Genomic DNA, 23,980 nt, shown 5'->3' on the forward strand with positions numbered 1-23,980 from the left:
AACAAATGCCAACCGTAGCCATGCTGCGGCCATTCCTTGTATCTGGAGCAAATTAAATGACAGACATTACAGCCAATGTTGTAGTGAGTATGCCTTCGCAACTCTTCACTATGGCGCGTTCTTTTAAAGCCGTAGCCAATGGCAAAATTTATATCGGTAAAATTGACACTGACCCTGTAAATCCTGAAAACCAGATTCAGGTTTATGTGGAAAACGAAGACGGTTCTCACATTCCTGTTTCGCAACCAATCATCATTAACGCTGCTGGTTACCCTGTATATAACGGACAGATTGCAAAGTTTGTGACTGTACAGGGCCACTCTATGGCTATTTACGATGCATATGGCACTCAACAATTCTACTATCCGAGTGTGCTTAAGTATGATCCAGACCAGTTACAAGTTAAGTTAGCAGATCCATCAGATGGATTTGGAGATTCCCTGGTCGCTGTAAAACAACCAGGAGATGGGACAGTAGCCAGAACTGTTCATGATAAAATGGCTGAGAATTATACCTTTGAAGATTTTGGCGCAAAAGGTGACTGGGTTACCGATGATACAGCTTCGTTAAATGCTGCTGCGCTGTTCTCGCAGACAACAGGCAATACTATTTACGGGAGCGCCCAAAAAGGATACAAATTCACTTCTGGAATTCAATTAGTAAATCAAACAACCAACGTCTCGGCAAAATTCGAGGGCGCTGGACGTGAGCGTTGTTTCCTCGTGCCAGTGGGGTCGATGGATGCCGCAATAAAAATTTGGGGTACTGGATGGGGTGCTTCTGGACAGGGTGCGGTATTCGGGGCGGTGTTTAAAGGTTTCGAAATACGAGCTAATGGACTCACCGGTAACGCTCTAGATATCAGACGTGCAGGTTTGTGGTGTGACTTTTCAGATCTAAGGATAACAGACCCTAATGGAATAGGGTTGTACCACGAGGCCGTCTTTGATCACAGTTACCGTGATATAGAAGTGCGTTCGGCAACTGGTTTGGGGATTAAAACCTATGAGCCTAAACCTACTGATACACAGGGGTTTCAGGAGAATAGTTTCCTGGAGTTTCATAACGTCAACGTACTATCATCAAACGGAAAAACAACGCAATGGGAAATTGACGGCGGAGACGCGTTCAGTTTTTATAAGTGCAAACCGTCTGAAGGAACAATTGGAATTGACATAAAGGGGATTGCTAAGGGATTTACTTTCTACCAGACATACTGTGATGGGCAAACAGATAACGCCACTATAGAAAATATTGGTATTAGAGTTGCATCGGGGTGCCATGAGATTAACGTATATGGCGGTCGTTTCTGGAATACTAAATATGCTATAGACCAGGGCGCTGGCGGCTGTTCAATTAAAGGTGTAAACATCGCATATGATTCCCCGACTGGTGCAACTGTTTACCATTTGCTCGCTAGAAATAGCATTGACCGCCCTCTTGATTTTGACCCATACATGAGTATCCTTAATGAAGGTGGCGTGCCAAACTTTTACACTTACCGCGCTGTTGACGCCAATCAACACAGTTACACGCCTACATTATCTAATGTTAACATAGGATCGGGTTTTACATTCGGCGCATACAATAAGTTCGGAAACAAAACAAGGGTTTTTGTTCACACTGAATTGGGTGCTGGAAGTTCTATTACAGGAGCCATAGCTATCACGGCGCCACATATCTCGTCAGTAACATCTTTTGTTAGTGGTACTCTTTTTGATGCGTCAGACAATAAATCATATCCTATTCAGGGCTACATAAAATCAGGAGAGCAGGGTATGACACTTACGTATTCAGGGGGGCTAGTTAATGACATAAACCCATTCGCTCTATCATCCGGTGATATGATACATATTGACGGTGAGTATTGGTCTTGATTTATGCGGCGAAAAATCGCCGCATCTTCTTCTAATTATTCACTTTGTAGCATACCATGAATATTTGTTGTTCTCTCTGTAATCCTTTTCATAGTCTGTCTTGTGTATATACCATAGGTAATACTTTGTATTTTTTCAGGGTTAATGAATCCCAATGGGACTTGAGATATGTTTGATTCATCAATCCACAGACTGTTATTCCCAAGATCTGCTATCAGCACTTTGCCGTCATCCATATTGATGTGTAGGTATATTTCATTGCCTGATAATAATGACGTATTTTTATTAAATTTGGCGATTAGTCTGTATTGTGAGAATACAGTGTCACGGTAAATGAATATTTTATCTATAGATAATTCATTATTTAGTACAAAAGGACCTTTAAAAAAACTTGCTCTTCGAACTTGCGAATAATCAAAGTCAGGCGAGTAAGTTCCTATATAACTTAAACCAAAGAAGCTAGACATAGAAGGGCTATGAAAATAATCAATTGAATCTGAGGCTTTTAATAAAGGAGTGAAATAAAATGAAGGTATGTAAGCTGTATTGTTACCAGAACTTTTATCATTTACTACCATATCAACCCTGATTTGGGATTGGTAATAATTTGCAAATAAAGAGTTTGTGAATAGATAATAAGACAATAAGAATATTGGGGTGCAAAATGACAATATGGCAATCTTTAATATTTTGCCTGTTATATCGTCTATATTTATAGATGAAAAAACAAATGAAGCTGATATTAATGTTAAAATTAATGAACCGTTCAGTGCTCTATCTGGTATAGATGGTGACAGTGCAAATGCACAGTTTGCAATTATTGAAAAAATCAAAAATATAAATGAATATACTAAATGATTTCTACTGTGGCGATCTTTTGTTGAGCATGCCGATATAATCATAAAAACAGCAATGACTATATACACCTGCCAATAAACCTGCAACGTGCCTTCAAATCTATTTATGAAATGGTCAGCTATTTTATTTTGAAGCGGTGTGTCAACCCACCCAGGAAATGTTGAAGCACGAGAATAGTTACCAGGGCTAAGCAGTAAGATAGATGCGCCAATAACGCTACCAATTACCCCAAAGAAACAAAATTTAAGGTTGTTTTTTTTATATAAGTAAATTGAGTGGCATATTGATATCAGTACCACAATAATAGAGGTATTTTCATTTGAACAGCCAGCAATTATTGAAAGTAAAAAAACAAGGGAGTAATTTAATTTACTGTCATTTTGTATCCTTGCTATTGCATATAAATATATAAGTATGAATAAGTTTGTCCATAAGTAATTGGCTGTACCAACAACCCAAAATGATGTTTGTCCTAAGTTTGGGTTCGCAATCCAGTACAGCATTATTATTACAGAGAAATTAAACCATGAGCATTTATCTTTTTTTAGTAGTGCGTAAGGAATAGCGGATATTAATAATGAAACGCTTACAAGGCATATTGCATTAATAATACCAATAACTTTTGTAGGGAAAAACACTAAAAGAAATGGGCTTATCATGTCCGCAACAACCCTTCCGCTCCACCCTAGGTAATGCGTGATTTCTGCATTAATCGACATTCCTTTTAGAATGTAGTGATAATCATCAGAGTGCATTGGAACATGAACCGAAGGAACTAAAATAATAATAAAGAATAAAATAACTGAAAAAAAGTGCTTATTTAGCATAATCATCAAGTCCTATTTTTCAAAATATATCGCGGGCGTTTTTTTATTTCTGTATAAATTCTTCCGATGTACTCACCAAGGACACCAATGCCTATTAACTGTACTCCTCCAAGGAAAAGTATTGAAACTAACAATGATGGATATCCTGGAACACTATTTCCGAATAGAAGCTTGTCTAAAATCATCCATGCTCCATAAATGAAGGACGCGCTGGCAACAGCAAGACCGATGTAGGTCCACATTCGCAACGGGAATGTTGAGAAACTTGTTATACCTTCAAGTGCCAGGTTCCATAGTTTCCAGCCATTAAATTTTGAGTTGCCGGCAACACGCTCAGCCCTTGAATACTCAACAACATCAATTTTTCCACCTACCCATGACAAAACGCCTTTCATGAATAGATTGCGCTCAGGAAGTAGTTTTATGTTTTCAACAACTTCTCGCGACATCAAGCGGAAATCACCAACGTTTTCTTCGATTTTAGGGTTGCTAATTTTGTTGTGTAGCTTATAGAACCACTCAGCCGATTTGCGCTTTAGCCTTCCATCGGTAGAGCGGTCTGCTCTTTTAGCCAGAACCATATCAGCGCCATCTAGCCACCTATCAATGAGTTTAGGAATAACATCGATAGGGTCTTGCAGATCAACGTCGATTGGGATAACAGCTTCACCAGTAGCATTATCAAGACCTGCGAATAGGGCTGGCTCTTTGCCAAAGTTTCTAGTGAACGATAGTGGTACCACTAATTTATCAGATACAGCAAGCGCATTGATGATTGATTCTGTCGAATCGCTGCTTCCGTCATTGATGAAGACTATCTCAACTTCATGCTCCTTTAGGCCTTCAAACTCGCGTACCGTTTTATAAAAAATAGGTATCGTGGCCTCTTCGTTAAAGACCGGAACGACTAAAGAAATTTTCATTTCGTATCCCTAAAGACAATGAATTTTGAATAGATAAACCCTGCTACCAGGCTGAGTCCAGAGAATGCAATCAGGGTGATTAGCGCTGGCGCGTGAAGGCGATCTGCAATGTAACCAGTCAGTGCCGCCATAGCCCCCATAAAGATGACAAACGCTACATACCGGCCAGTTGTTGCTTTGGATTTAAATGTCCATTTGGCATTGACAAAAAAGCTAAATGTCACCGCAACGCAGAAAGCGACAAGGTTAGATATAGCTTGGTTCATGCCAATCAAACTGAGCATCACTCCGAAGCACACCCAGTGGATGGCTGTATTCAGCACACCAACAGAAACATAACGACTAAATAGCTTTAACATATAAAAATCAGTGAATTCTTAGAGGGCGAAAGTCTATCATCTGAAGATGTATCGATCGAGCTATGATGCCAGAAGGTGAGACAAAAGCGGGACACACAAAGCTTTGCATCGGTTTGCAAGGCTTTGCATGTTTTTCGAAGATGGGACTTGTGAGCGCGGTATTGATGGGGTATGTTGTTGACTTAGAAGGTAGTTCTAGGAACTTCTAAGCCGTGGGTCGCAGGTTCGAATCCTGCAGGGCGCGCCATTGATAAATCAAAGAGTTACATCAAAAAGCCTATCATCTAAAATTATCCTGCAGTGTAAGTATCAGGGTAAGTTTTAATCATCCCTGTATTTGCGCATTATCTCGCAACAGGTGTTGTTACGGGTGCTGTTTAATTTCCCTCAAATAAAACTCTTAAATCCAACCCTGAAGTGTTTGTAATACAATAAAACTTTGTGCTTCCCTAAAAAGGAGTCGGGTCATTGTGATTCCGTCTTGCTGCTTAGTCTGTCAACCGCTGTATTTTCGGGATTATCGCCTACGTAGAGCGTCTATTAGCGTTGAGACCGTCACGGGGCAGGTTGCAGAGTCGACGTCGGAGAAGCGTTATTGATCATTACCAGCGTTCCCTTTGCGCTGGTCGGCGGCATGATTACCGCGCCGCTGCTGTCGCTGTTCATCATTCCGGCAGCCTACAAGCTGATGTGGCTGCGCAGGCATCGTCGCCTTGCGGCATAACGTGTGTCGCCCGCCTGCGGCGTCAAACTGTAGGCGGGTTCAGCCTACGTTTATCGTCCGAGCGCGTTGACCCGTTTGCGGTACTCGCCTGGTGTACAACCGAATTCACGGACAAAAGCTTTGTGAAAAGAAGATTCGCTCGCATAACCTACCGACTCGGCAATCACCATCACCGGCAGCGCTTCACGCGACAGGGTCTGGGCGGCGATTTGCAGGCGCAGCGTTGTTAACACGGCTAAGGGCGTTGTAGCGGACACGTCGCGAAATAGCTGGGCGAAGCTCGCCCGCGACATGTGTACCCGTTGCGCCAGTGTTTCGACCGTCCAGGGATGCGCCGGTGTTTCCAGCATGTGAAGGATCACGCGGCCCAGCCGGGGATGCAGCAATAAATTGAGCACGCTTTTCGCCGTGCCAGCCTGCGATAGCCAGTCGCGAACGGCGAGGGTAAACAGCGTGGCGCACTGCTGACTGTATAAGACATCAGCGCCAGGTAAATGGCGTTCTGACTCCTGCTGTAACAGCAAAATGGCGGCGTTAAGCCAGATACTGGCGGGGCTATGCGGCGGCGGGGCAAGACATAACACTTCCGGCAACGCGGTAAGGAAATAACGTGACGTCGTGTGCAGACGTAGACTACCGCACACGATATGTGTCGGTGCTTCGCCAGACTGGCGCAAACGGTGGGCGGAGTTTTGCGGCAGAATCACCACCTTTCCCGGCGTAAGCGTCATGGCGTCGCCGGTAGGCATTTCCAGTTGCGCTTCGCCCTGCGTAACGGTATGCCAGCGAATCACCGATAGTTCGCCAGCGGCGTGCGGCAACTGCCAGTCGCCGCCTAACGGACAATTCTTGTCGATTGAGCCCTGAGGGGCGTTAAGCGTCAATAGCCGACTAAGCGCATCCATATAGACTCCAGAACAGATTCTTTTTCAAAAATAGGGATAACCATTTCTGTCTCTGATCACTATATTTCGGACTCAATGTCATTTCTACTCTTGTTTTTGCTAACCGCCAATTTAGACGATAAGACAAAAAATGACGCGTTGCGGATAACCCTGTCTTTTTTGACGTTATTTATACTTGTCCTGACAAACAGATGGTGATTTGGCGGAGAAAGAAGATGACACAGTATCAGGCGCTCATTATTGGTTTTGGCAAGGCAGGAAAAACGTTGGCGGCAACTCTGGCGAAGACGGGATGGCGCGTGGCGATTATCGAACAGTCCGCCAGTATGTTCGGCGGAACCTGCATCAACATTGGCTGTATTCCAACGAAAACGCTGGTGCATGACGCGGAACGTGAGGGCGATTTTTCTGTCGCCATGCAACGCAAAGCGGCGGTCGTAAATTTTTTACGCGACAAAAATTTTCATAATCTTGCCGACCTGGACAATGTCGATGTGATTGAGGGAAGGGCGGAGTTTATTGATAACCATACCTTACGGGTATTTCAGGCGGACGGCGAGCGGGTGTTACGGGGAGAAAAGATCTTCATTAATACTGGCGCAGAGTCGGTGATCCCGGCTATTACGGGCTTAACAACGACGGCAGGGGTGTTCGATAGCACCGGACTACTCAGCCTGAGCCAGCGTCCGGCGCGCCTGGGGATTTTAGGCGGTGGTTATATTGGCCTTGAATTTGCCTCAATGTTCGCCAACTTCGGTACGAAGGTCACTATCTTTGAAGCAGCGCCGCAATTCCTGCCTCGTGAAGATCGGGATATCGCGCAGGCAATTACCCGTATTTTACAGGAAAAGGGCGTCGAGCTGATTTTAAACGCCAACGTACAGGCCGTATCCTCAAAGGAGGGCGCGGTACAAGTGGAAACGCCGGAAGGCGCGCATCTTGTGGATGCCCTGCTGGTGGCGTCGGGGCGAAAACCGGCGACGGCTGGCTTACAGTTGCAGAACGCCGGCGTGGCGGTGAACGAACGCGGCGGGATCATCGTGGATGATTACCTGCGTACCACGGCGGACAATATCTGGGCGATGGGCGACGTTACCGGTGGGTTGCAGTTTACCTATATTTCACTGGATGATTTTCGTATTGTACGCGACGGGTTATTGGGAGATGGCAAACGCAGTACCCGCGATCGCCAGAACGTTCCATACTCCGTCTTTATGACGCCGCCGCTCTCTCGTGTCGGGCTGACGGAAGAGCAAGCGCGGGCAAGCGGCGCAACGGTGCAGGTGGTGACATTACCGGTGGCGGCGATCCCTCGCGCCCGTGTTATGAACGATACCTGTGGCGTACTAAAAGCGGTAGTGGACGTGAATACGCAGCGTATTGTAGGGGTATCATTGTTATGCGTCGATTCTCATGAAATGATTAATATCGTTAAAACCGTTATGGATGCAGATTTACCTTATACGGTGTTACGCGACCAGATATTTACCCATCCTACAATGAGTGAGTCTTTAAACGATCTCTTCTCTCTCATTAAGTAAAACATAAATAATGTAGCCCTGTTAATCAGGGCTTTTTTTTGCCTGTCAGACTATAAAAATACGCCAGGACAAATATGCTGGCGTCTGAAAGAAAAGGCTTTAGTCAGGCATAACGTATTATAACAGCATTGACATAACCCACGACTGGAAATCTCGATGTTAAAAGTTACCACACTTATTGCTTCATTATTGGCTGCGCCGCTGGCGTTTTCCGCCTCCGCCCAGCCGCTAACTGACGTTGAATATATCAGCGTTTCTGCGGTGTCAGCAACACCGTCAATGCTTGAAGACGCTATTGCCAGACTGGCGCAAAGTAAACAGGCGTCGTCATGGAAAATTACGTCAATGCGTATTGATAATACGGGTTACGCCACTGCGATATTATATAAATAAGGAGAGCCTGAGATGGATAAATATCTTCGTCTGTTAAGTCAGGGGGATCGGCTGGGATTAACATTAATTCGCCTGAGTATCGCCATCGTTTTTATCTGGATTGGACTACTAAAATTTGTGCCCTATGAGGCAGACAGTATTACCCCGTTTGTAGCGAACAGCCCGTTTATGTCTTTTTTCTATGAACATCCGGAAGAATATCGTCAGCATCTGACTCATGAGGGCGAACTAAAACCGGAGGAACGCGCCTGGCAAACCGCCAATAATACGTATGCGTTTTCGGATGGTCTGGGCGTGGTGGAATTGATTATCGCGGCGCTGGTACTGGCTAACCCTGTCAGCCGCTGGTTAGGGCTGGCGGGCGGCGTGCTGGCATTCCTGACGCCATTTGTCACGCTGTCGTTTTTGATCACCACGCCGGAGGCCTGGGTTATGCCGCTGGGCGATGCGCATTATGGTTTTCCGTATTTATCGGGCGCCGGACGGCTGGTATTAAAAGATACGTTAATGCTGGCAGGTGCGGTGATGATCATGGCGGACTCCGCCCGTTCGTTACTTTTACAGCGACAGTAGCGACCCTCTTACCCTCTTTATGCCGCGATTCGTCGGGTGGCGCTTGCGCCATCCGACAATGTGTTGATAAATGATGGACTACCCTGACAGAAGTTCCTGTTCCACCTGTTGAACCTGCGCCTCCAGCGTATTGCGAATTTCGGTTAGCGCTCGTTCCTGCTCGGAGAAATAGGCTTCCTTATCCGCAACGGAAGAGGCGAGCCGCCAGGCATTTTCCGTTTCCAGTTGCGTTATCTCTTTCAACAGCGCGTCGATTTGCGTGCGGAGCTGGCGTATTTTATGGCGCAGATGTTCCAGATTATTTAGCCTGTCGCTTGCCATCATCGGTTCCAGGCCGCTTTGCAGCTGCGTCAATAACGCGCGAATTGCCGCCAGATCGGCATTCTGCCGCGCCTGATTAAGCTGTACCATCATCTGGTGCGCTTTTTCTTTCAATTCATCGGCGACCACATCCGGGTGACACAGGCGGCTGGCCTGACGCCACAAACGTTTTAATTCACTGCGTTCGTCAGCCGACAAACGTTGATCGCGGGCGTAGCGGAATTGCGCTTCCTGCTGCTGCTCCCGGTACTGGTGATAGTCCTGTTCCGCATTTTCCTGCGCCTGGCGGAATGCGCTGTCGTCCTGATGGGAAAAATCCGCTTCCAGCTCGCGAATTTCCGCCAGCAACGCGGTGATTAACTCCGTCTGCTGCTGGATTCGCTGACGGATGCCCACCGCTTCGCGCGAGGCGGCATTCAATCCTGTCCACTGCTGTTTTAGCGTTGCCAGTTGATCCACGGCCTGGGAAATAAATTGCAGGCAGGATTGATAATCCTTTTCCCGGCGTTTTATTTCGGCTTCTTGCTTACGCTGCATACTCACTGCGAGCTGTTTACGCAACTCCAGAATACGGCTCATCAACGGCCCGAGACGCAGATGATAGAGGTCATTGAAATCGTCGAGGATTTGTACCCGCGCATTTCGTTTGTCAATCAGATCGCGAAGCTGGGCTTCAAGCGCTTTCAGCTCCAGTTTACTGGCGGCAATAGAGGGATCTTGCCACGTCGAGAGCGCCCGTTGAGCCTGTAGCCAGGCGGCGATCTCTTGCATGGCGTCACTGAATCGACGAGCTTCAATCGCCTGGGCAATCGCGCTGATTACGGCATCCTGCGGCTCATTTTTCAGGTAGATGAGCTGATGACGGATAATCTCTTCGTCCTCAAGTTCGATGGCGCTTTTGATGATCTCTAAACGTTTGATGATTTTATTCATGACGTTGATGCCTGGCGTGGCTCAAAAACGGATAACAGATACCAGGTCTGATTCACCTTTTTGAAAATACTGAAAAAATACTAAATGTATTCTGTAGGGTGTCGTACTTTTCGTCCAGAGTTATTCACATATTTTATACCCGGCGTCTGTCACCCGTAACGTTCTATATCGGCGCGCACTCTTTTCTTTTTACTCCCCGCGACATCTTTTTTTACACGATAACGTTAACGTCCGGAGTTGAGCCTTGACAAACGATTGCGCCTTGCGGCAGCGAGAGCGAAATGTTAAAAGGTGCCCCTCAATAAAAACGATACAGGGGTAGGACGTGAAAAACGCGTCAACTGCATCCGGCGCCAGCGTGTCGGATGCCGCGTCGAAGAATGAACCGACGCTTCAACGGGGGTTGCAAAACCGCCATATTCAGCTAATCGCCCTGGGCGGCGCCATTGGCACCGGACTGTTTCTGGGCATCGGCCCGGCGATTCAAATGGCGGGGCCGGCTGTTTTGTTGGGCTATGGCGTTGCCGGGATTATCGCTTTTCTCATTATGCGCCAGTTGGGTGAAATGGTCGTGGAAGAGCCGGTTTCCGGATCGTTTGCCCACTTCGCCTGGAAATATTGGGGGCCGTTTGCGGGCTTTTTGTCGGGCTGGAACTATTGGGTCATGTTTGTGCTGGTCGGGATGGCGGAGCTGACCGCGGCGGGCATCTATATGCAGTACTGGCTGCCTGACGTACCAACATGGGTATGGGCGGCGGTGTTTTTTATTATCATTAATGCCGTGAATCTGGTGAACGTTCGTCTGTATGGCGAAACGGAATTCTGGTTCGCGCTGATTAAAGTGCTGGCGATTATCGGCATGATAGGTTTTGGTCTGTGGCTGCTGTTCTCCGGCCACGGCGGCGAACATGCCAGCATTGATAACCTCTGGCGTTATAACGGTTTCTTCGCTACCGGTTGGCATGGTTTGCTTCTGTCGCTGGCGGTGATTATGTTTTCTTTTGGCGGACTGGAGCTGATCGGCATTACTGCGGCGGAAGCGCGCGATCCGCAAAAAAGCATCCCGAAAGCGGTGAATCAGGTGGTATACCGTATTTTGCTGTTCTACATCGGTTCGCTGGTGGTGTTGCTGGCGCTCTATCCGTGGGTAGAGGTGAAATCCAATAGCAGCCCTTTTGTGATGATCTTCCATAACCTGGACAGTAATGTGGTGGCTTCGGCGCTGAATTTCGTTATTCTGGTCGCGTCGCTTTCGGTGTATAACAGCGGCGTTTATTCGAACAGCCGAATGCTGTTCGGCCTGTCCGTACAAGGCAATGCGCCGAAATTTTTAACCCGCGTCAGCCATCGCGGCGTGCCGGTGAACTCGCTGATACTTTCCGGAGCGATTACCTCGCTGGTGGTGCTGATCAACTATCTGTTGCCGCAAAAAGCGTTTAGCCTGTTGATGGCGCTGGTTGTCGCGACGCTATTGCTAAACTGGATAATGATCTGTCTCGCGCATTTACGTTTTCGCGCGGCGATGCGTCGTAAAGGGCGCGAGACGCAATTTAAGGCGCTGTTCTATCCCGCCGGAAACTATTTGTGCATTGCGTTTCTGGCGCTGATTCTGGTGTTAATGTGTACGATGGACGATATGCGATTGTCGGCGATTTTGCTGCCGGTATGGATTGTATTCCTGTTTATCGCGTTTACCGTTTTGCGCCGTAAGGCTCATTAACTTTTTTGCCCGATCCCATGCTCATGCGATCGGGCAATCCATTAATGCCGCAATGTCCCTGACAGCGCGCGAATATCGCTGCCGGTCGGCGTCTGATGAATACGCAAGCCAAACTCTTCCACCACGGCAAAAATATGGTCGAAGATATCGGCCTGGATGCTCTCATATTCCAGCCACACGACGGTATTGGTAAAGGCGTAGATCTCTATCGGCAAACCATGATCGTCAGGCGCCAGTTGGCGTACCATCAGCGTCATGTCTTTACGGATGCGCGGATGGTGGCGTAAATATTCGTTCAGATAGGCGCGAAATGTCCCGATATTGGTCATGCGGCGGTGATTTAAGGCTGATTCCGGCGCATCCAGTTGTTTATTCCATTCATCGATTTCCTGATGACGGCTGGTAAGGTACGGCTTTAACAGTTGCGCGGTTAACAGCCGCTGTTTTTCATCATCATCCAGAAAATGGATACTGGTCGCGTCAATATTAATGCTGCGTTTAATCCGGCGTCCGCCGGACGCAGACATGCCGCTCCAGTTTTTGAATGAGTCGGAAACCAGCGACCAGGTGGGAATGGTGGTGATGGTATTATCCCAGTTGCGTACTTTTACCGTGGTTAAGCCAATATCAATGACCGCGCCATCTGCGCCATATTTCGGCATTTCCAGCCAGTCGCCTAGTTTGAGCATATCGTTGGCGGAAAGCTGGATACCGGCAACCAGGCCAAGAATCGGGTCTTTAAAGACCAGCATTAATACCGCGGCCATCGCGCCCAGCCCGCTGATTAAAATTGCTGGTGACTGGCCAATCAGCAGTGAGATCATCAGAATGCCGACGATAATTGCGCCGATGAGCTTAATACCCTGAAATATTCCTTTTAGCGGTAACTGAGAGGCGGCGGGCCATTTTTGCGATAGATTGAAAATCACGTCCAGCAGAGAAAATAACGACAGCAGGGCGTAGGTCATAATCCATAACTGCGCGCAGGTCGTCAGGATATCCGCAGCCTCACTGCCTTTTTGTAGCCAGAGCGCGGCCTGAATATTGACAATGATGCCTTGCAGCGTAAAAGCCAGACGATGGAATAATTTATTCTGGGTAATAATTTGCAGCCACAGGCGGGAACTGGCGTTGGCACGTTTTTCGAAAGCGCGCAGTACTATCCAGTGCAAAATAATATGCACGACAACTGCTGTCAGAAAAATAATACCAAATATCACCACCAGCGACGTGGTGTGATTCATTTCAATTCCCGCTAAATCTTCTACCTGGGATATCAATTCCTGCATAATCTCTCCTTTATAAACAGCAGCCTATGATGACTGCTGAATGGCATTTATGCAAATCAGGACGCCTGCGCTTCAGGCATAATCAGCAACAGACGGGTAAAAGCGCCTCTGGGGTTATCCATACGCTATATTTTATCCAGTGCCCTATAAACGTCGTTATTTTACGCGGTTCCCTCTTTTTGAACAGGCGCCAGTACGTCAACAATGAATGAAAACTTTTTAACCAGAATGTTTAAAACGATTGCAATATCTCTGTCGGATAATGATTAGCACCGTCGTACCTATCAACAATAACATTAAGGAACATCGGATGACCCAAAAGCGTACCCTGCTAAAATACGGCATACTCTCGCTGGCGCTGGCCGCGCCATTATCTGCCTGTGCGTTTGACTCTCTTACGGTGATTGGCGATAGCCTTAGCGATACCGGGAATAACGGTCGCTGGACCTGGGATAGTGGTCAAAATAAGCTCTACGACGAACAGTTGGCCGAACGATATGGGCTGGCATTAAGCCCTTCCAGCAATGGCGGCTCTAATTATGCCGCCGGCGGCGCGACGGCGACCCCGGAATTAAACCCGCAGGATAATACCGCGGATCAGGTACGGCAGTGGCTTGCCAAAACGGGGGGAAAAGCCGACCACAACGGTTTGTATATTCACTGGGTCGGCGGAAACGATCTGGCGGCGGCCATCGCGCAACCAACCATGGCACAGCAAATAGCCGGTAATAGCGCCACTAGCGCGGCGGCGCAGGTAGGGCTGTTACTGGATGCCGGCGCCGGGCTGGTCGTGGTGCCAAACGTACCGGATATTAGTGCGACGCCAATGCTTCTGGAGGCGGTAATCACCGCCGGGCTGGGCGCAGCGGCGCCCCCGGCGCTAAAAGCGGCGTTAGAGGCGCTGGCGGAGGGAGCTACGCCCGATTTCGCCAGTCGGCAACAGGCGATCCGCAAGGCGTTGCTGGCGGCGGCTGCAACGGTAAGCAGCAATCCGTTTATTCAGCAACTGCTCGTTGAGCAACTGCTGGCGGGCTATGAAGCGGCGGCAGGGCAGGCGTCAGCTCTGACCGATTATTATAATCAGATGGAAGAGAAGGGGCTGGAGCAACACGGAGGTAATATAGCCCGTGCCGATATCAACGGCCTCTTTAAGGAAATTCTTGCCCACCCGCAGGCGTTTGGTCTGACAAATACCGTAGGCATGGCCTGCCCGCCGGGCGTATCCGCTTCGGCGTGCTCCTCGGCAATGCCAGGATTTAATGCATCGCAGGACTATCTGTTTGCCGATCATTTACATCCCGGTCCGCAGGTCCATACCATTATTGCGCAATATATCCAGTCGATCATTGCCGCGCCGGTACAGGCGACATATCTGAACCAAAGCGTTCAGTCGATGGCGCAAGGCAGTCGTGACACGCTTGACAGCCGTTATCAGCAGCTTCGCCAGGGGGAAAATCCTGTTGGTTCACTGGGCATGTTCGGCGGATACAGCGGGGGATATCAACGTTATGATAATAATGAGGCCGACGGGAACGGTAATCATAATAATCTGACGGTTGGCGTCGATTATCAGCTTAACGAGCAGGTACTGCTGGGAGGGCTGATAGCCGGTTCTCTGGATAAGCAACATCCTGACGATAATTATCGTTATGACGCCCGCGGTTTTCAGGCCGCCGTATTCAGCCATTTACGCGCCGGTCAGGCGTGGCTGGATAGCGATTTACACTACCTGTCCGCTAAATTTAGTAACATTCAGCGCAGTATAACGCTCGGTGCGCTAAGACGGGTGGAAGAGGGCGAAACCAACGGTCGGCTGTGGGGCGCGAGGTTAACCAGCGGTTATGATTTTGTCATGATGCCGTGGTTAACGACCGGACCGATGCTGCAATATGCATGGGATTACAGCCACGTTAATGGTTATAGCGAGAAGCTCAATACCAGTACATCAATGCGTTTTGGTGACCAAAACGCCCATTCGCAGGTGGGTAGCGCGGGTTGGCGTCTGGATCTCCGCCACAGCATCATTCACTCCTGGGCGCAGATTAATTATCGCCGTCAGTTTGGCGATGATACGTATGTGGCGAACGGCGGCCTTAAATCGACCGCGCTGACGTTTAGCCGCGACGGAAAAGCGCAGGATAAAAACTGGGTTGATATCGCGATTGGCGCAGATTTTCCGCTGTCGGCAACGGTGTCCGCTTTCGCCGGGCTGGCGCAAACGGCAGGGTTAAGCGATGGCAATCAAACCCGTTATAACGTTGGGTTTAGCGCCCGATTTTGATGACACGCCAGGGAGGGCCAACCCCGTGGTGACAATATCGCCATCGTAGGCGCAAACCGGTGTCACGCCGTTTTCTCCTTCATCCAGATAGGGGGTATCCAGATATGGCAAACGGCGTACCAGTTTTAAATATTATTTATTTTTAATAGGTTGAAAGAGAAAGTTAACACTAGCGATGTAAAACCTGGCACTTCGCGCTATTGATCATTGGGGAACCTGGCAGAAAGGTGAAAAAAGCCGGACGGGCGTCCGGCTTAGGCAGGGGATTAAACTTCCGTCAGTGTGGTTTCAAGCGGCAGACGTGATTTCGGCAGCCCGGCGTTGAAATCCTCGACGCTATGATGGCCGACCGGCACCACGACCAGACTGGTATAGCCTTTTTCTTTCAGACCAAATTCAGCGTCGAGCACCTCGGCGTCGAAACCTTCAATGGGGACGGCGTCGAGACCCATCGCGGCAACGCCCAGCAGAAAGTTGCCGACGTTCAGATAAACCTGTTTCGCCATCCACTGGTGGTCATCTTTCAGCGAGACGCGGTGCATATCGGCGAAAAAGCGGCGACCTTTATCATTTGCCGCTTTAGCTTCCGGCGTAGCGAAACGGCCATCGGCATCTTCCTGATCGACGACGCGCTCAAGCCATGCGTCATCCATCGCGGTTTTCGCGCAGAAGACCACCACATGGGAGGCGTCCAGCATTTTGTGTTCGTTGAACGTGTAGTTTCCGGCAGCGGATTTTGCTACGCGCGCTTTGCCTTCTTCCGTACTGGCGACAATAAAGTGCCACGGCTGGGAATTGGTGCTGGAGGGGCTGTACTGTAGTAGTGTTTTTATTTTATCCGCTTCTTCGGCGGTCAGTTTTTTGCTGGGATCGAACGCCTTAGTGGAGTAGCGCTGTAAGGCGACAGAAACGATATCCATAAATGCTCCTGGTTGGTTTAGTACCCTTTTGTATCAGCAGGGTACCGGGTTATCGGTAAAAAGATAAGGGAGGAAAATGCGGAAACGGTTATTGCATCAGCGCGGTCGCAGGCGCAGTTGCTCTCTTTTAGGCAGCCCGTCTACAACCAGATTCCATGAGTCATTTATCAAATCGTTGAGTAGCGAGACGGTGATATCCTCGCCCGCATAGACTGAAATCCAGTGTTTCTTATTCATGTGATAGCCAGGCGCAATGCTGGGGTAAATTTGTTGATTTACCAGGGATTTTTGGGGATCCGACTTCAGGTTCACCACTGGGCGACAGTGATGTTCAGTGAACAGCATGAATATTTTGCCACCGACTTTAAACACATCGTACTGTGGGCCGAAAGGCCAGCAGTGTTCGGTAAAAGGCAGTTCCAGCGCAAAGCGTTTTGCACAGGCGTGCAGTGTTTGACCGTCCATTATTGCTCCTCGCGAGTCAGCGCGCGCCACATGGCTTCGAATCCCAGCGCAATATATTCGCCAGCGCGAGCGGGATCGCGCGCGGCGAAATCCATTGTTGTTTCAGCCAGCGCCAGAAAAAGGCCGTCGCCGAAGGCGCGGTACTCATCCGACATAAATACCATCAAAACGGAACGATGACATAAATCGCGCAATTCGGGGAACATATCGTCGGCCCGTTGTTCCGTCTCTTTGGTGAGCTTTTCGCTGACGGCCAGTTGACGGATCGCCCGATGGCGCGCGGGATGGTTCAGACCCCAACTGATGTAACTGTTCCAGATAAAACGAGTCATCATTTTGGCATCGGTAATGGATCGATCCAGCTCCATTATCATTGACTGGCAGAGATCCTGCTTTAAATGCAAATACAACGTGTTAATCAGCTCATCTTTGGTCGCGAAATAGCGAAACAATGTTCCTTCTGCAACACCTGCGTTACGCGCAATCACCGCCGTTGAGGCGGCGATACCGGATTGCGCTATCGCCTGGGTTGCCGCTTCCAGTAATGCTTGTTTTTTGTCTTCACTCTTCGGACGAGCCACTACACGTTACCCTTATGTCTGTAAAAACATGATTGAATCACGCCCGTTGTCGCGTCGCAACGGTGAATGTCAACCTTTGAAAAGTACCTTGACGGCGTATCATTGCTTTCTATAATGAGTGCTTACTCACTCATAATCAAGGGCTGCCGCATGAAGTGGTAGAAAAGCATATTGCAGGCCATGCGATAAGCCGTCTCACAATTTGTGTGGTTATTACTATGCTTATTGCTGTTGCCGTAAATGTGCGGTGCGGGAGCCGCTGACGAGTTTGATAGAGGGGAGAGCACGATGACCATTTCCGCTCAGGTTATCGACACGATTGTCGAGTGGATTGATGATAATTTGAATCAGCCGTTACGTATTGATGATATTGCCCGTCATGCGGGGTATTCCAAGTGGCACCTGCAGCGCCTTTTTATGCAGTACAAAGGGGAGAGTCTGGGGCGCTACGTGCGTGAACGGAAGCTAAAACTGGCGGCGCGCGACCTGCGCGACACCGACCAGAAGGTGTATGATATTTGTCTCAAGTATGGTTTTGATTCGCAGCAAACCTTTACGCGCATTTTTACCCGCACGTTCAACCTGCCGCCAGGCGCTTATCGTAAAGAAAAGCATGGCCGTACGCATTGAAATGTTTAATCGGCCAGCGAAAACCAGCGCCGCCAGATAAAGCGAATGACATAATATTCCAGCGCGCCGAGCAACAGAAACCATAAACAAAACAACAAAGTATAAAGCTGGTTGAGATCCATAAGATGAAAGATCCCGACCAGTTTTTGCGCCAGCGCAAGGCCGAGCGAAGGGGCGGGCAGCAGCAGGCTGGAGAGCAACGCCATCAGCAAAATACCGGCAGCGGTCATCAATGATTCAAGCGGGTGTTTCATGGCTTTGTTAAACGTAAGTTAAAACGCCATTGTCCGGGATATCGCCTGGTAAGGCAAATATGCTGTCTATTGTCCCGCCCAGATTTCACAATGTTTTTGTACCAGACCTATCAGCGATCCGCCGTCGGCAATAAACTCCCGCATATATTGCGCTTCGTTACCGCCTTTTTTCACCTGCAGACGTAGCGCGTCAATGGCGCTGTCGGCGCCCAGCTTGCGCGCTGAGGGGGTAACGTTGTCCAGCAGACGCAGCGTATCATCTGCCAGGCGACGGCGGTCGCCGGTATAGGCATCGGTTAGCACGCCCTCCAGACCATAGCGGCAAGCCTGAAAACGGTTGAATTTATATAACAGATAGTCTTGTTCCTGCGGTTTAAAGGGACGCTCGGTCAGCAGCCAGTGCGCGGTCGCCTGAATCAACCCTGCCATATTGATGGCATGATCAAGGGTGAGCGGCGTATCCATCACCCGAACTTCTACCGTGCCAAAGGCCGGGCTGGGGCGGATATCCCAGTGCAAATCTTTGATGCTGTCGATCATCGTGGTGTAAGACAGACGACGAAATAGTCCGGCAAACTCTTGCCAGTTACTGACCCACGGCATGGGACCGTTATCGGGAAAAGCGGAAAAAATATTCAGGCGCGCGCAGGCAAAACGGGTGTCAGATCCTTGCATATAGGGAGACGCGGCGGAGAGCGCAATAAAGTGCGGCACAAAATGCGACAGCCCGTGTAAAAGATAAATCGCATCGTCGCCATTCGCGCAGCCGACGTGGACATGCTGACCGAAAACCGTCGCCTGTTGAATTAAGTAGCCGAAATTTTCCAGCGTGCGTTGATAGCGCTCATTATCACAGACCTCCTGACGCTGCCATTTTTGAAAAGGGTGCGTACCGCCGCCGCAAATGCCGAGATGGTGTTCCGACGCCGCCTGTAAAATAACGTGCTGCATGGCAGAAAGTTGGGCCGCCGCCTGGTCAATATCGCGGCAGACGCCCGTGGCCATCTCCAGCATACTTTCGGTGATATCGTGCTTAATTTCTCCCGCAGTAAGTTGGGGCTTAACGGCGTCGATCAGCGTAGAAGAGTCCTGACTTAAATCGTAGCCAGGTGGATTGATCACCTGCATCTCCAGCTCAATACCAAGCGTATAAGGTTCAGAAACGTGAAAATCATTCAGCGCCATAGCGATCTCATTTATCGGGGGATTGCGCTAAGTATAGAAGCGGGAGCGCTCCTGTCGTGGGGAAAGCGCGTTATTGCAGAAACAAGAGTAATAACGCTATTGCCACGTTGAAACCATTCTGTACGGACGGTACGTTCAGTCATCATGGCGGCAAAGGCTGGCAGCAGATGTAACGAGATGTGCGTGGCAGTAAGCGAGGTAACTTTTGCGCTATCGAATCCCGGGAGCGTGACGCGGTCTGAAAAGGCTTTATAAACGCTCTCTTTGGCGGAGAAGGCCAGCGTCAGGGCAAGCGGAAAAGGGAGCGAGCTCGCCTGGAGAATTTGGCGCTCATCGCTATCAATAATGGACGGCGCCAGCTCTGTCGCCGTGTGTTGACTCATGATTTTTTCTATATCAATGCCGACACGTTGTCGGGATATGACGGCCAGCGCCGTTGTCGCACAGTGGCTGATGCTGCCAAATAGGCCGTCCGGCCATAGCGGCTGTCGCTTGTCGCCCATACCGGGCACTGTCCTGACGCCCATCTCGCGTAGCGCATGAACGGCGGCGATGCGGCCTGCCAGATGTTCAGCTTTACGCTTGCGTCCGGCAGACCGGAGCCGATCGTGATGAGGCAGCCATAGCAGGTCGTGTTCGTGAAAGCTGCTCGCATCAAAGTCGACGATATGCAGCCTGTGTCCGGCAAAGGGAAGGGGAAAATGAGATGTCAGCATCGTTTTTGCCAATTCCCTCCCCGAATGAGGGAGGGAAGGTTGCCATCAGAAATGGGTATTAATGCTCATATACCACGTACGCCCCGGTTCGTTATAGGTGTACGCGCCAGCACCCGCCATATAAGCGCCAGTTTGCGTATCCCTGACGGTTTGCGCGTTACCTTCACGCCACAGACGTTTGTCAAAGAGGTTATCCACGCCACCGGTCAGGCTGACATTTTTGGTCACGTCCCAGGTCGCGCTCAGGCCAACAATACTGTATGGGCTGACCGCTTGCTTATCTGTTCCGGTAACGGGGTTACCCTGATAATCATATTTCTTCGGCTCTTGTTTGCCGTACCAGGTGAAGGTCGATTGCAGAGAAACGTCCTGACGTACCTGCCAGCTCAGGGTAGAGTTAAGCGTGTACTGTGGAATAATCGACAGGCGTTCGCCGGTCTCTTTGTTTTTACTCTGCAGCATATACGTAACGTTATTCGTCCAGTTGACGGTGTCGCTAACCGGTACGTTTAACGTGCCTTCCAGACCTTCAACGACCGCTTTCGGCACGTTCTCCCACTGATAAACATCCGTTTTGCCGTTGTTGATACGCTGCAACGGCACCGTACCCGCTTCGATCTTATTGCGGTAATCATTGCGGAACCAGGTGATGCCGGCCAGCCAGCCATCGCGTTTAAATTCCAGACCGATCTCTTTATTGATGCTGGTTTCGGCTTTCAGATCATCGTTACCCATCATATAGCAGCCGATGCCGGTACCCGCGCCAGTCGCGTAGCAACCCTGACCTTTACTGTACAAAATATAGTTTGGGTTAGTCTGGTACAGACTCGGGGCTTTATAAGCGCGGGCGATTCCCATTTTCAGGGTAAAGTCATCCCCCAGACCTTGCGACAGGTTCAGCGACGGGCTCCAGTTATCCCCCACAATACTGTGATGATCGAAACGTAGCCCCGGCGTCAGCATGGTGCTGTCGGTCAGTTCCATGTTGTTTTCAGCAAACAGAGAGAAAATTTCCGCTTTTGAATAGGGGCTACGATTGGTACTGCTGTAACCCGGGATATTTCCCCCCATAAAGGTTTGCGAGTTGGAGAGCTCGTCTTTCATACGCTGTTGGGCCCATTCAGTACCCAGCGTCAGGTTTTGATTGACCAGCAGATCGAAAGGAAGGCTCACTTCGCTGTGTAGGGTGACGTCATTCAAATCGGCATCGGCATATTTTTGCGATGCTTTGGGATCGAAAATTCCTTCGGTGCCGCCTGCCAGGCCTTCCGGCATCCGGGAGTTACGGGTATGTTCGTATTGCACCCAGTTACTGGTGGTTACGCCATTATCCCAGCCGCCGTTCCAGGTCAGAGAGTAGTTCTGCCGATAGAGGCGGTTCGTCTCTTTTCCGTAATTATCTTTCACCAGTTGGTTCGTATTGGTGTTCTGAGTATCGCCGGCATAGAGATTGCCCTGGCGACTGTATCCGGCCTCCAGCTCCAGAGACTGAAGCGGAGCAAAATCCCAACGAACCACACCGTTGATATCTTTGTTAATGACCCCCTCGCGTCCTGCCGGTAGCGTGTCGGCGTAACTCCCGGTACGTTCAGACTGATGCCCCTGGTTAATATTACGCGCATCCGCCTGCGTTTTGTCGAGGTTGCCATACAGACGGAAGCTGAAATCCCCGCCCAGCGGGCCGTTCAGGCTAAAGTTAGTGCGTTTGGTCGCGCCTTCGTCTTTATGTTCCGGCGCGTTGAAATAGGTATTCCAGGAACCGTGCCACTCGCTACCGCCTTTTTTGGTAATGATATTGACCACGCCACCCGCCGCGCCGTTACCGTAGCGTGCGGCGGCAGGGCCACGCAGCACTTCAATGCGTTCGATCATCTCCGGCGGCACCCACGCGGTATCGCCGCGGGTATCGCGTTCGCCGCGCCAGCCCAGGCGCACCGAGTTACGGCTGGTGACGGGTTTACCGTCTATCAGGATGAGGGTGTTTTCCGGCCCCATGCCGCGAATATCGATTTGGCGGTTATTCCCGCGCTGACCGCTGGTGGAGTTGCCGGTCAGGTTCACGCCCGGCATGGTGCGGATGATTTCTGACACGTCGCGCGCGGGCGGATTTTTGCGGATCTCATCGGCGGTGATGGTGGATACGCCTGGCGCCTGTAGGTTTTGCTGGGCAGCGGTCACCACGATGGTGTCTTCATTGGTGAGCGCAGCGCTATCGGTTTTTTCTTCCGCCATCACGGGCAGAGCGGCCCCGTAAATCCCTAAATTGACCAGTAAGGTCAGGGAATGAATCTTCTTGTTCATTGTATATCCTGCTTTTCTTTAGCCACATAAGCCAAAGCGCCCGTCAAAGGCATTGGCCGGGTGGTGAAATTGTGTTCGCGCGTCCCATAGCGCGACAATACGCTATTGCAAATGCAAATAGTTATCAATAATATTATCAATATATTTCACCTTTTATATACAAAATTCATAATAAACACAGGGTTATAATGAAAGAGGCGCTGGCAACGGGAAGTGAGGCCTGGTGGAGGACGAAAACCGGGCCGGAATGGATACGGGAAAAAGACGGAAATTATCGGGTCACTTTTTGGTGGCGCGACCCGCAGGGAAACGAAACACACTCCCCGATACGGCGTGTCTGGGTCTACATCACTGGCGTAACCGATCATCATCAAAACGCGCAGCCTCAGACGATGGCGCGTATTGCCGGAACGGATGTCTGGCGCTGGAGTACGGCGCTTAGCGCTAACTGGCGCGGCAGCTACTGTTTTATTCCTACCGAACGCGATGACGTTTTTGCCGCTTTTGCGCCGGGCGAAACGCCCGATCGGAACGCACTGCGTGAAGGCTGGCGACAGCTATTACCGCAGGCGATTGCCGACCCGCTTAATTCGCAAAGCTGGCGGGGAGGACGTGGTCATGCGGTTTCAGCGCTGGAAATGCCGGATGCGCCCCTTCAGCCGGGATGGGATCGTCCTGAAACGCCGTACTCGCCGCCTTTGATGATGCAGTGGCATAGCGCACGTCTGGGTAACTCCCGCCGCGTATGGATATTGACGACCGGAGACGAGGCGCCGGAGGAAAGACCGTTGGCTATTCTGCTGGACGGTCAATTCTGGGCGGAAAATATGCCCGTCTGGCCCGCGCTTGCCTCGCTGACTCATCAACGCCTGCTTCCCGGTGCCGTCTATCTGCTGATTGACGCGATTGATACTCACCACCGCAGCCAGGAGTTGACCTGCAATGCCGACTTCTGGCTGGCAGTGCAGCAGGAACTGTTGCCGCAAGTCAGAGCCGTGACGCCTTTTAGCGATGATGCCGGGCGAACGGTGGTCGCCGGACAGAGCTTTGGCGGCCTGTCGGCGCTGTATGCCGGCCTGAACTGGCCGACGCGTTTTGGCTGTGTACTAAGCCAGTCAGGATCGTTCTGGTGGCCTCATCGCATCACCCCGCCGGAGGGGGAAGTCATTACCCGGCTGAAAACCGGCGCATTATGTGCGCGCGGACTGCGTATCGTACTGGAAGCCGGCGTGCGTGAGCCGATCGTGTTTCAGGCGAATCAGGCGCTTTATGCCCAACTGAATACTTCGCAGCAGTCCATTTTCTGGCGTCAGGTTGACGGCGGACACGATGCGCTTTGCTGGCGCGGCGGGCTAACGCAAGGGCTGATGCTGCTTTGGCAGCCGCTTATCGACACGCTTTAAC

Annotated in this window: 21 protein-coding genes and 1 pseudogene; 9 read left to right on the forward strand and 13 right to left on the reverse strand. The window is 50.0% G+C overall.

The window, feature by feature from the left end:
- Positions 1–56: 56 nt before the first annotated feature.
- The gene (locus tag NA197_RS09700; protein ID WP_064042981.1) at positions 57–1,877 is read left to right on the forward strand and encodes a phage head-binding domain-containing protein; all 1,821 of its coding nucleotides are present in this window, start codon (positions 57–59) and stop codon (positions 1,875–1,877) included.
- Positions 1,878–1,912: 35 nt separating this feature from the next.
- Here the strand turns inward: NA197_RS09700 and NA197_RS09705 are convergent, their stop codons facing one another.
- The 3 genes from NA197_RS09705 to NA197_RS09715 are packed head-to-tail and all read right to left on the reverse strand — an operon-like array spanning position 1,913 to position 4,844.
- Entirely contained in the window at positions 1,913–3,562 is a 1,650-nt protein-coding gene (locus tag NA197_RS09705) for a DUF6056 family protein (RefSeq protein ID WP_149866156.1), read from the reverse strand.
- A 5-nt stretch (positions 3,563–3,567) separates the two neighbouring features.
- Complete coding sequence (locus tag NA197_RS09710) at positions 3,568–4,485, reverse strand: glycosyltransferase family 2 protein (RefSeq protein WP_015995289.1); 918 nt, start codon at positions 4,483–4,485, stop codon at positions 3,568–3,570.
- The gene (locus tag NA197_RS09715; RefSeq protein WP_015995290.1) at positions 4,482–4,844 is read right to left on the reverse strand and encodes a GtrA family protein; all 363 of its coding nucleotides are present in this window, start codon (positions 4,842–4,844) and stop codon (positions 4,482–4,484) included. The genes NA197_RS09710 and NA197_RS09715 overlap by 4 nt, the downstream gene beginning before the upstream one ends.
- 625 nt (positions 4,845–5,469) lie before the next feature.
- Between NA197_RS09715 and NA197_RS09720 the strand changes: the two are divergent.
- A pseudogene (locus NA197_RS09720) lies at positions 5,470–5,568 on the forward strand (cation transporter); the annotation flags it as partial.
- 50 nt (positions 5,569–5,618) lie between these two features.
- Here the strand turns inward: NA197_RS09720 and rclR are convergent.
- Positions 5,619–6,473, reverse strand: coding sequence for a reactive chlorine-specific transcriptional regulator RclR (gene rclR, locus NA197_RS09725; RefSeq protein WP_000339624.1), 855 nt, complete (start codon positions 6,471–6,473; stop codon positions 5,619–5,621).
- Between the two features lie 215 nt (positions 6,474–6,688).
- Here rclR and rclA point away from each other — a divergent pair, with 215 nt between their 5' ends.
- The 3 genes from rclA (at position 6,689) to rclC (ending at position 8,980) form a co-directional block, all read left to right on the forward strand.
- Entirely contained in the window at positions 6,689–8,014 is a 1,326-nt protein-coding gene (rclA, locus tag NA197_RS09730; RefSeq protein WP_064042982.1) for a reactive chlorine resistance oxidoreductase RclA, read from the forward strand.
- A 156-nt stretch (positions 8,015–8,170) separates the two neighbouring features.
- Positions 8,171–8,407, forward strand: coding sequence for a reactive chlorine resistance periplasmic protein RclB (gene rclB / locus NA197_RS09735; RefSeq protein WP_000922170.1), 237 nt, complete (start codon positions 8,171–8,173; stop codon positions 8,405–8,407).
- Positions 8,408–8,419: 12 nt separating this feature from the next.
- On the forward strand, positions 8,420–8,980 hold the full coding sequence (gene rclC, locus NA197_RS09740) for a reactive chlorine resistance membrane protein RclC (RefSeq protein ID WP_000362177.1): 561 nt from the start codon (positions 8,420–8,422) through the stop codon (positions 8,978–8,980).
- Between the two features lie 78 nt (positions 8,981–9,058).
- Here rclC and NA197_RS09745 read toward each other — a convergent pair whose 3' ends face one another.
- Positions 9,059–10,234 (reverse strand): DnaJ family molecular chaperone, encoded by a 1,176-nt coding sequence (locus NA197_RS09745; protein WP_064042983.1) that lies wholly within the window; start codon positions 10,232–10,234, stop codon positions 9,059–9,061.
- A gap of 325 nt (positions 10,235–10,559) precedes the next feature.
- Here NA197_RS09745 and pheP point away from each other — a divergent pair, with 325 nt between their 5' ends.
- Positions 10,560–11,954 carry a phenylalanine transporter gene (gene pheP / locus NA197_RS09750; RefSeq protein ID WP_000786291.1) on the forward strand — a complete coding sequence of 465 codons (1,395 nt, stop codon included), beginning with the start codon at positions 10,560–10,562 and terminating at the stop codon, positions 11,952–11,954.
- Positions 11,955–11,995: 41 nt separating this feature from the next.
- Here pheP and NA197_RS09755 read toward each other — a convergent pair whose 3' ends face one another.
- Positions 11,996–13,243 (reverse strand): mechanosensitive ion channel family protein, encoded by a 1,248-nt coding sequence (locus NA197_RS09755; protein WP_001156965.1) that lies wholly within the window; start codon positions 13,241–13,243, stop codon positions 11,996–11,998.
- 310 nt (positions 13,244–13,553) lie between these two features.
- On the opposite strand from NA197_RS09755, the gene NA197_RS09760 reads away from it, so the two are divergent.
- Positions 13,554–15,524, forward strand: coding sequence for an autotransporter outer membrane beta-barrel domain-containing protein (locus NA197_RS09760; protein ID WP_064042984.1), 1,971 nt, complete (start codon positions 13,554–13,556; stop codon positions 15,522–15,524).
- 266 nt (positions 15,525–15,790) lie between these two features.
- Here NA197_RS09760 and nfsB read toward each other — a convergent pair whose 3' ends face one another.
- The 3 genes from nfsB to NA197_RS09775 all read right to left on the reverse strand — a co-directional run bounded on the left by nfsB (position 15,791) and on the right by NA197_RS09775 (position 17,490).
- Positions 15,791–16,444 (reverse strand): oxygen-insensitive NAD(P)H nitroreductase, encoded by a 654-nt coding sequence (nfsB, locus tag NA197_RS09765; RefSeq protein WP_064042985.1) that lies wholly within the window; start codon positions 16,442–16,444, stop codon positions 15,791–15,793.
- Positions 16,445–16,540: 96 nt separating this feature from the next.
- On the reverse strand, positions 16,541–16,909 hold the full coding sequence (locus tag NA197_RS09770) for an MmcQ/YjbR family DNA-binding protein (protein ID WP_000348989.1): 369 nt from the start codon (positions 16,907–16,909) through the stop codon (positions 16,541–16,543).
- On the reverse strand, positions 16,909–17,490 hold the full coding sequence (locus NA197_RS09775; protein WP_000113609.1) for a TetR/AcrR family transcriptional regulator: 582 nt from the start codon (positions 17,488–17,490) through the stop codon (positions 16,909–16,911). The genes NA197_RS09770 and NA197_RS09775 overlap by 1 nt, the downstream gene beginning before the upstream one ends.
- Positions 17,491–17,778: 288 nt before the next feature.
- On the opposite strand from NA197_RS09775, the gene NA197_RS09780 reads away from it, so the two are divergent.
- The gene (locus tag NA197_RS09780; RefSeq protein ID WP_000155633.1) at positions 17,779–18,120 is read left to right on the forward strand and encodes a RamA family antibiotic efflux transcriptional regulator; all 342 of its coding nucleotides are present in this window, start codon (positions 17,779–17,781) and stop codon (positions 18,118–18,120) included.
- Positions 18,121–18,125: 5 nt separating this feature from the next.
- On the opposite strand, the gene NA197_RS09785 is transcribed toward NA197_RS09780, so the two are convergent.
- From NA197_RS09785 to NA197_RS09800, 4 genes are all read right to left on the reverse strand, one after another.
- Positions 18,126–18,374 carry a DUF1158 family protein gene (locus NA197_RS09785; RefSeq protein ID WP_000682497.1) on the reverse strand — a complete coding sequence of 83 codons (249 nt, stop codon included), beginning with the start codon at positions 18,372–18,374 and terminating at the stop codon, positions 18,126–18,128.
- A 66-nt stretch (positions 18,375–18,440) separates the two neighbouring features.
- Positions 18,441–19,559: a YbdK family carboxylate-amine ligase gene (locus NA197_RS09790; protein ID WP_001196908.1), complete on the reverse strand. Its 1,119-nt coding sequence runs from the start codon at positions 19,557–19,559 to the stop codon at positions 18,441–18,443.
- Between the two features lie 11 nt (positions 19,560–19,570).
- Positions 19,571–20,275, reverse strand: a complete 705-nt coding sequence (gene entD, locus NA197_RS09795) for an enterobactin synthase subunit EntD (protein WP_064042986.1) — start codon at positions 20,273–20,275, stop codon at positions 19,571–19,573.
- 45 nt (positions 20,276–20,320) lie between these two features.
- On the reverse strand, positions 20,321–22,576 hold the full coding sequence (locus NA197_RS09800; protein ID WP_001034966.1) for a TonB-dependent siderophore receptor: 2,256 nt from the start codon (positions 22,574–22,576) through the stop codon (positions 20,321–20,323).
- A gap of 188 nt (positions 22,577–22,764) precedes the next feature.
- On the opposite strand from NA197_RS09800, the gene fes reads away from it, so the two are divergent.
- Complete coding sequence (gene fes, locus NA197_RS09805; protein ID WP_064042988.1) at positions 22,765–23,979, forward strand: enterochelin esterase; 1,215 nt, start codon at positions 22,765–22,767, stop codon at positions 23,977–23,979.
- Position 23,980 lies beyond the last annotated feature (1 nt).

The organism is Salmonella sp. NW884 (genome assembly GCF_051700745.1).
In the GTDB taxonomy this organism is placed as follows: Bacteria; Pseudomonadota; Gammaproteobacteria; order Enterobacterales; family Enterobacteriaceae; genus Salmonella; species Salmonella enterica.

Coding starts and splice junctions, on each gene's coding strand:
- NA197_RS09755 (WP_001156965.1), bottom strand. CDS start 13,243: ATGCAGGAATTGATATCCCAGGTAGAAGATTTAGCGGGAATTGAAATG.
- NA197_RS09800 (WP_001034966.1), bottom strand. CDS start 22,576: ATGAACAAGAAGATTCATTCCCTGACCTTACTGGTCAATTTAGGGATT.
- NA197_RS09715 (WP_015995290.1), bottom strand. CDS start 4,844: ATGTTAAAGCTATTTAGTCGTTATGTTTCTGTTGGTGTGCTGAATACA.
- NA197_RS09790 (WP_001196908.1), bottom strand. CDS start 19,559: ATGGCGCTGAATGATTTTCACGTTTCTGAACCTTATACGCTTGGTATT.
- NA197_RS09705 (WP_149866156.1), bottom strand. CDS start 3,562: ATGCTAAATAAGCACTTTTTTTCAGTTATTTTATTCTTTATTATTATT.
- NA197_RS09710 (WP_015995289.1), bottom strand. CDS start 4,485: ATGAAAATTTCTTTAGTCGTTCCGGTCTTTAACGAAGAGGCCACGATA.
- NA197_RS09700 (WP_064042981.1), top strand. CDS start 57: ATGACAGACATTACAGCCAATGTTGTAGTGAGTATGCCTTCGCAACTC.
- rclA (WP_064042982.1), top strand. CDS start 6,689: ATGACACAGTATCAGGCGCTCATTATTGGTTTTGGCAAGGCAGGAAAA.
- rclB (WP_000922170.1), top strand. CDS start 8,171: ATGTTAAAAGTTACCACACTTATTGCTTCATTATTGGCTGCGCCGCTG.
- NA197_RS09780 (WP_000155633.1), top strand. CDS start 17,779: ATGACCATTTCCGCTCAGGTTATCGACACGATTGTCGAGTGGATTGAT.
- NA197_RS09760 (WP_064042984.1), top strand. CDS start 13,554: ATGACCCAAAAGCGTACCCTGCTAAAATACGGCATACTCTCGCTGGCG.
- nfsB (WP_064042985.1), bottom strand. CDS start 16,444: ATGGATATCGTTTCTGTCGCCTTACAGCGCTACTCCACTAAGGCGTTC.
- fes (WP_064042988.1), top strand. CDS start 22,765: ATGAAAGAGGCGCTGGCAACGGGAAGTGAGGCCTGGTGGAGGACGAAA.
- entD (WP_064042986.1), bottom strand. CDS start 20,275: ATGCTGACATCTCATTTTCCCCTTCCCTTTGCCGGACACAGGCTGCAT.
- NA197_RS09745 (WP_064042983.1), bottom strand. CDS start 10,234: ATGAATAAAATCATCAAACGTTTAGAGATCATCAAAAGCGCCATCGAA.
- rclC (WP_000362177.1), top strand. CDS start 8,420: ATGGATAAATATCTTCGTCTGTTAAGTCAGGGGGATCGGCTGGGATTA.
- NA197_RS09770 (WP_000348989.1), bottom strand. CDS start 16,909: ATGGACGGTCAAACACTGCACGCCTGTGCAAAACGCTTTGCGCTGGAA.
- rclR (WP_000339624.1), bottom strand. CDS start 6,473: ATGGATGCGCTTAGTCGGCTATTGACGCTTAACGCCCCTCAGGGCTCA.
- NA197_RS09785 (WP_000682497.1), bottom strand. CDS start 18,374: ATGAAACACCCGCTTGAATCATTGATGACCGCTGCCGGTATTTTGCTG.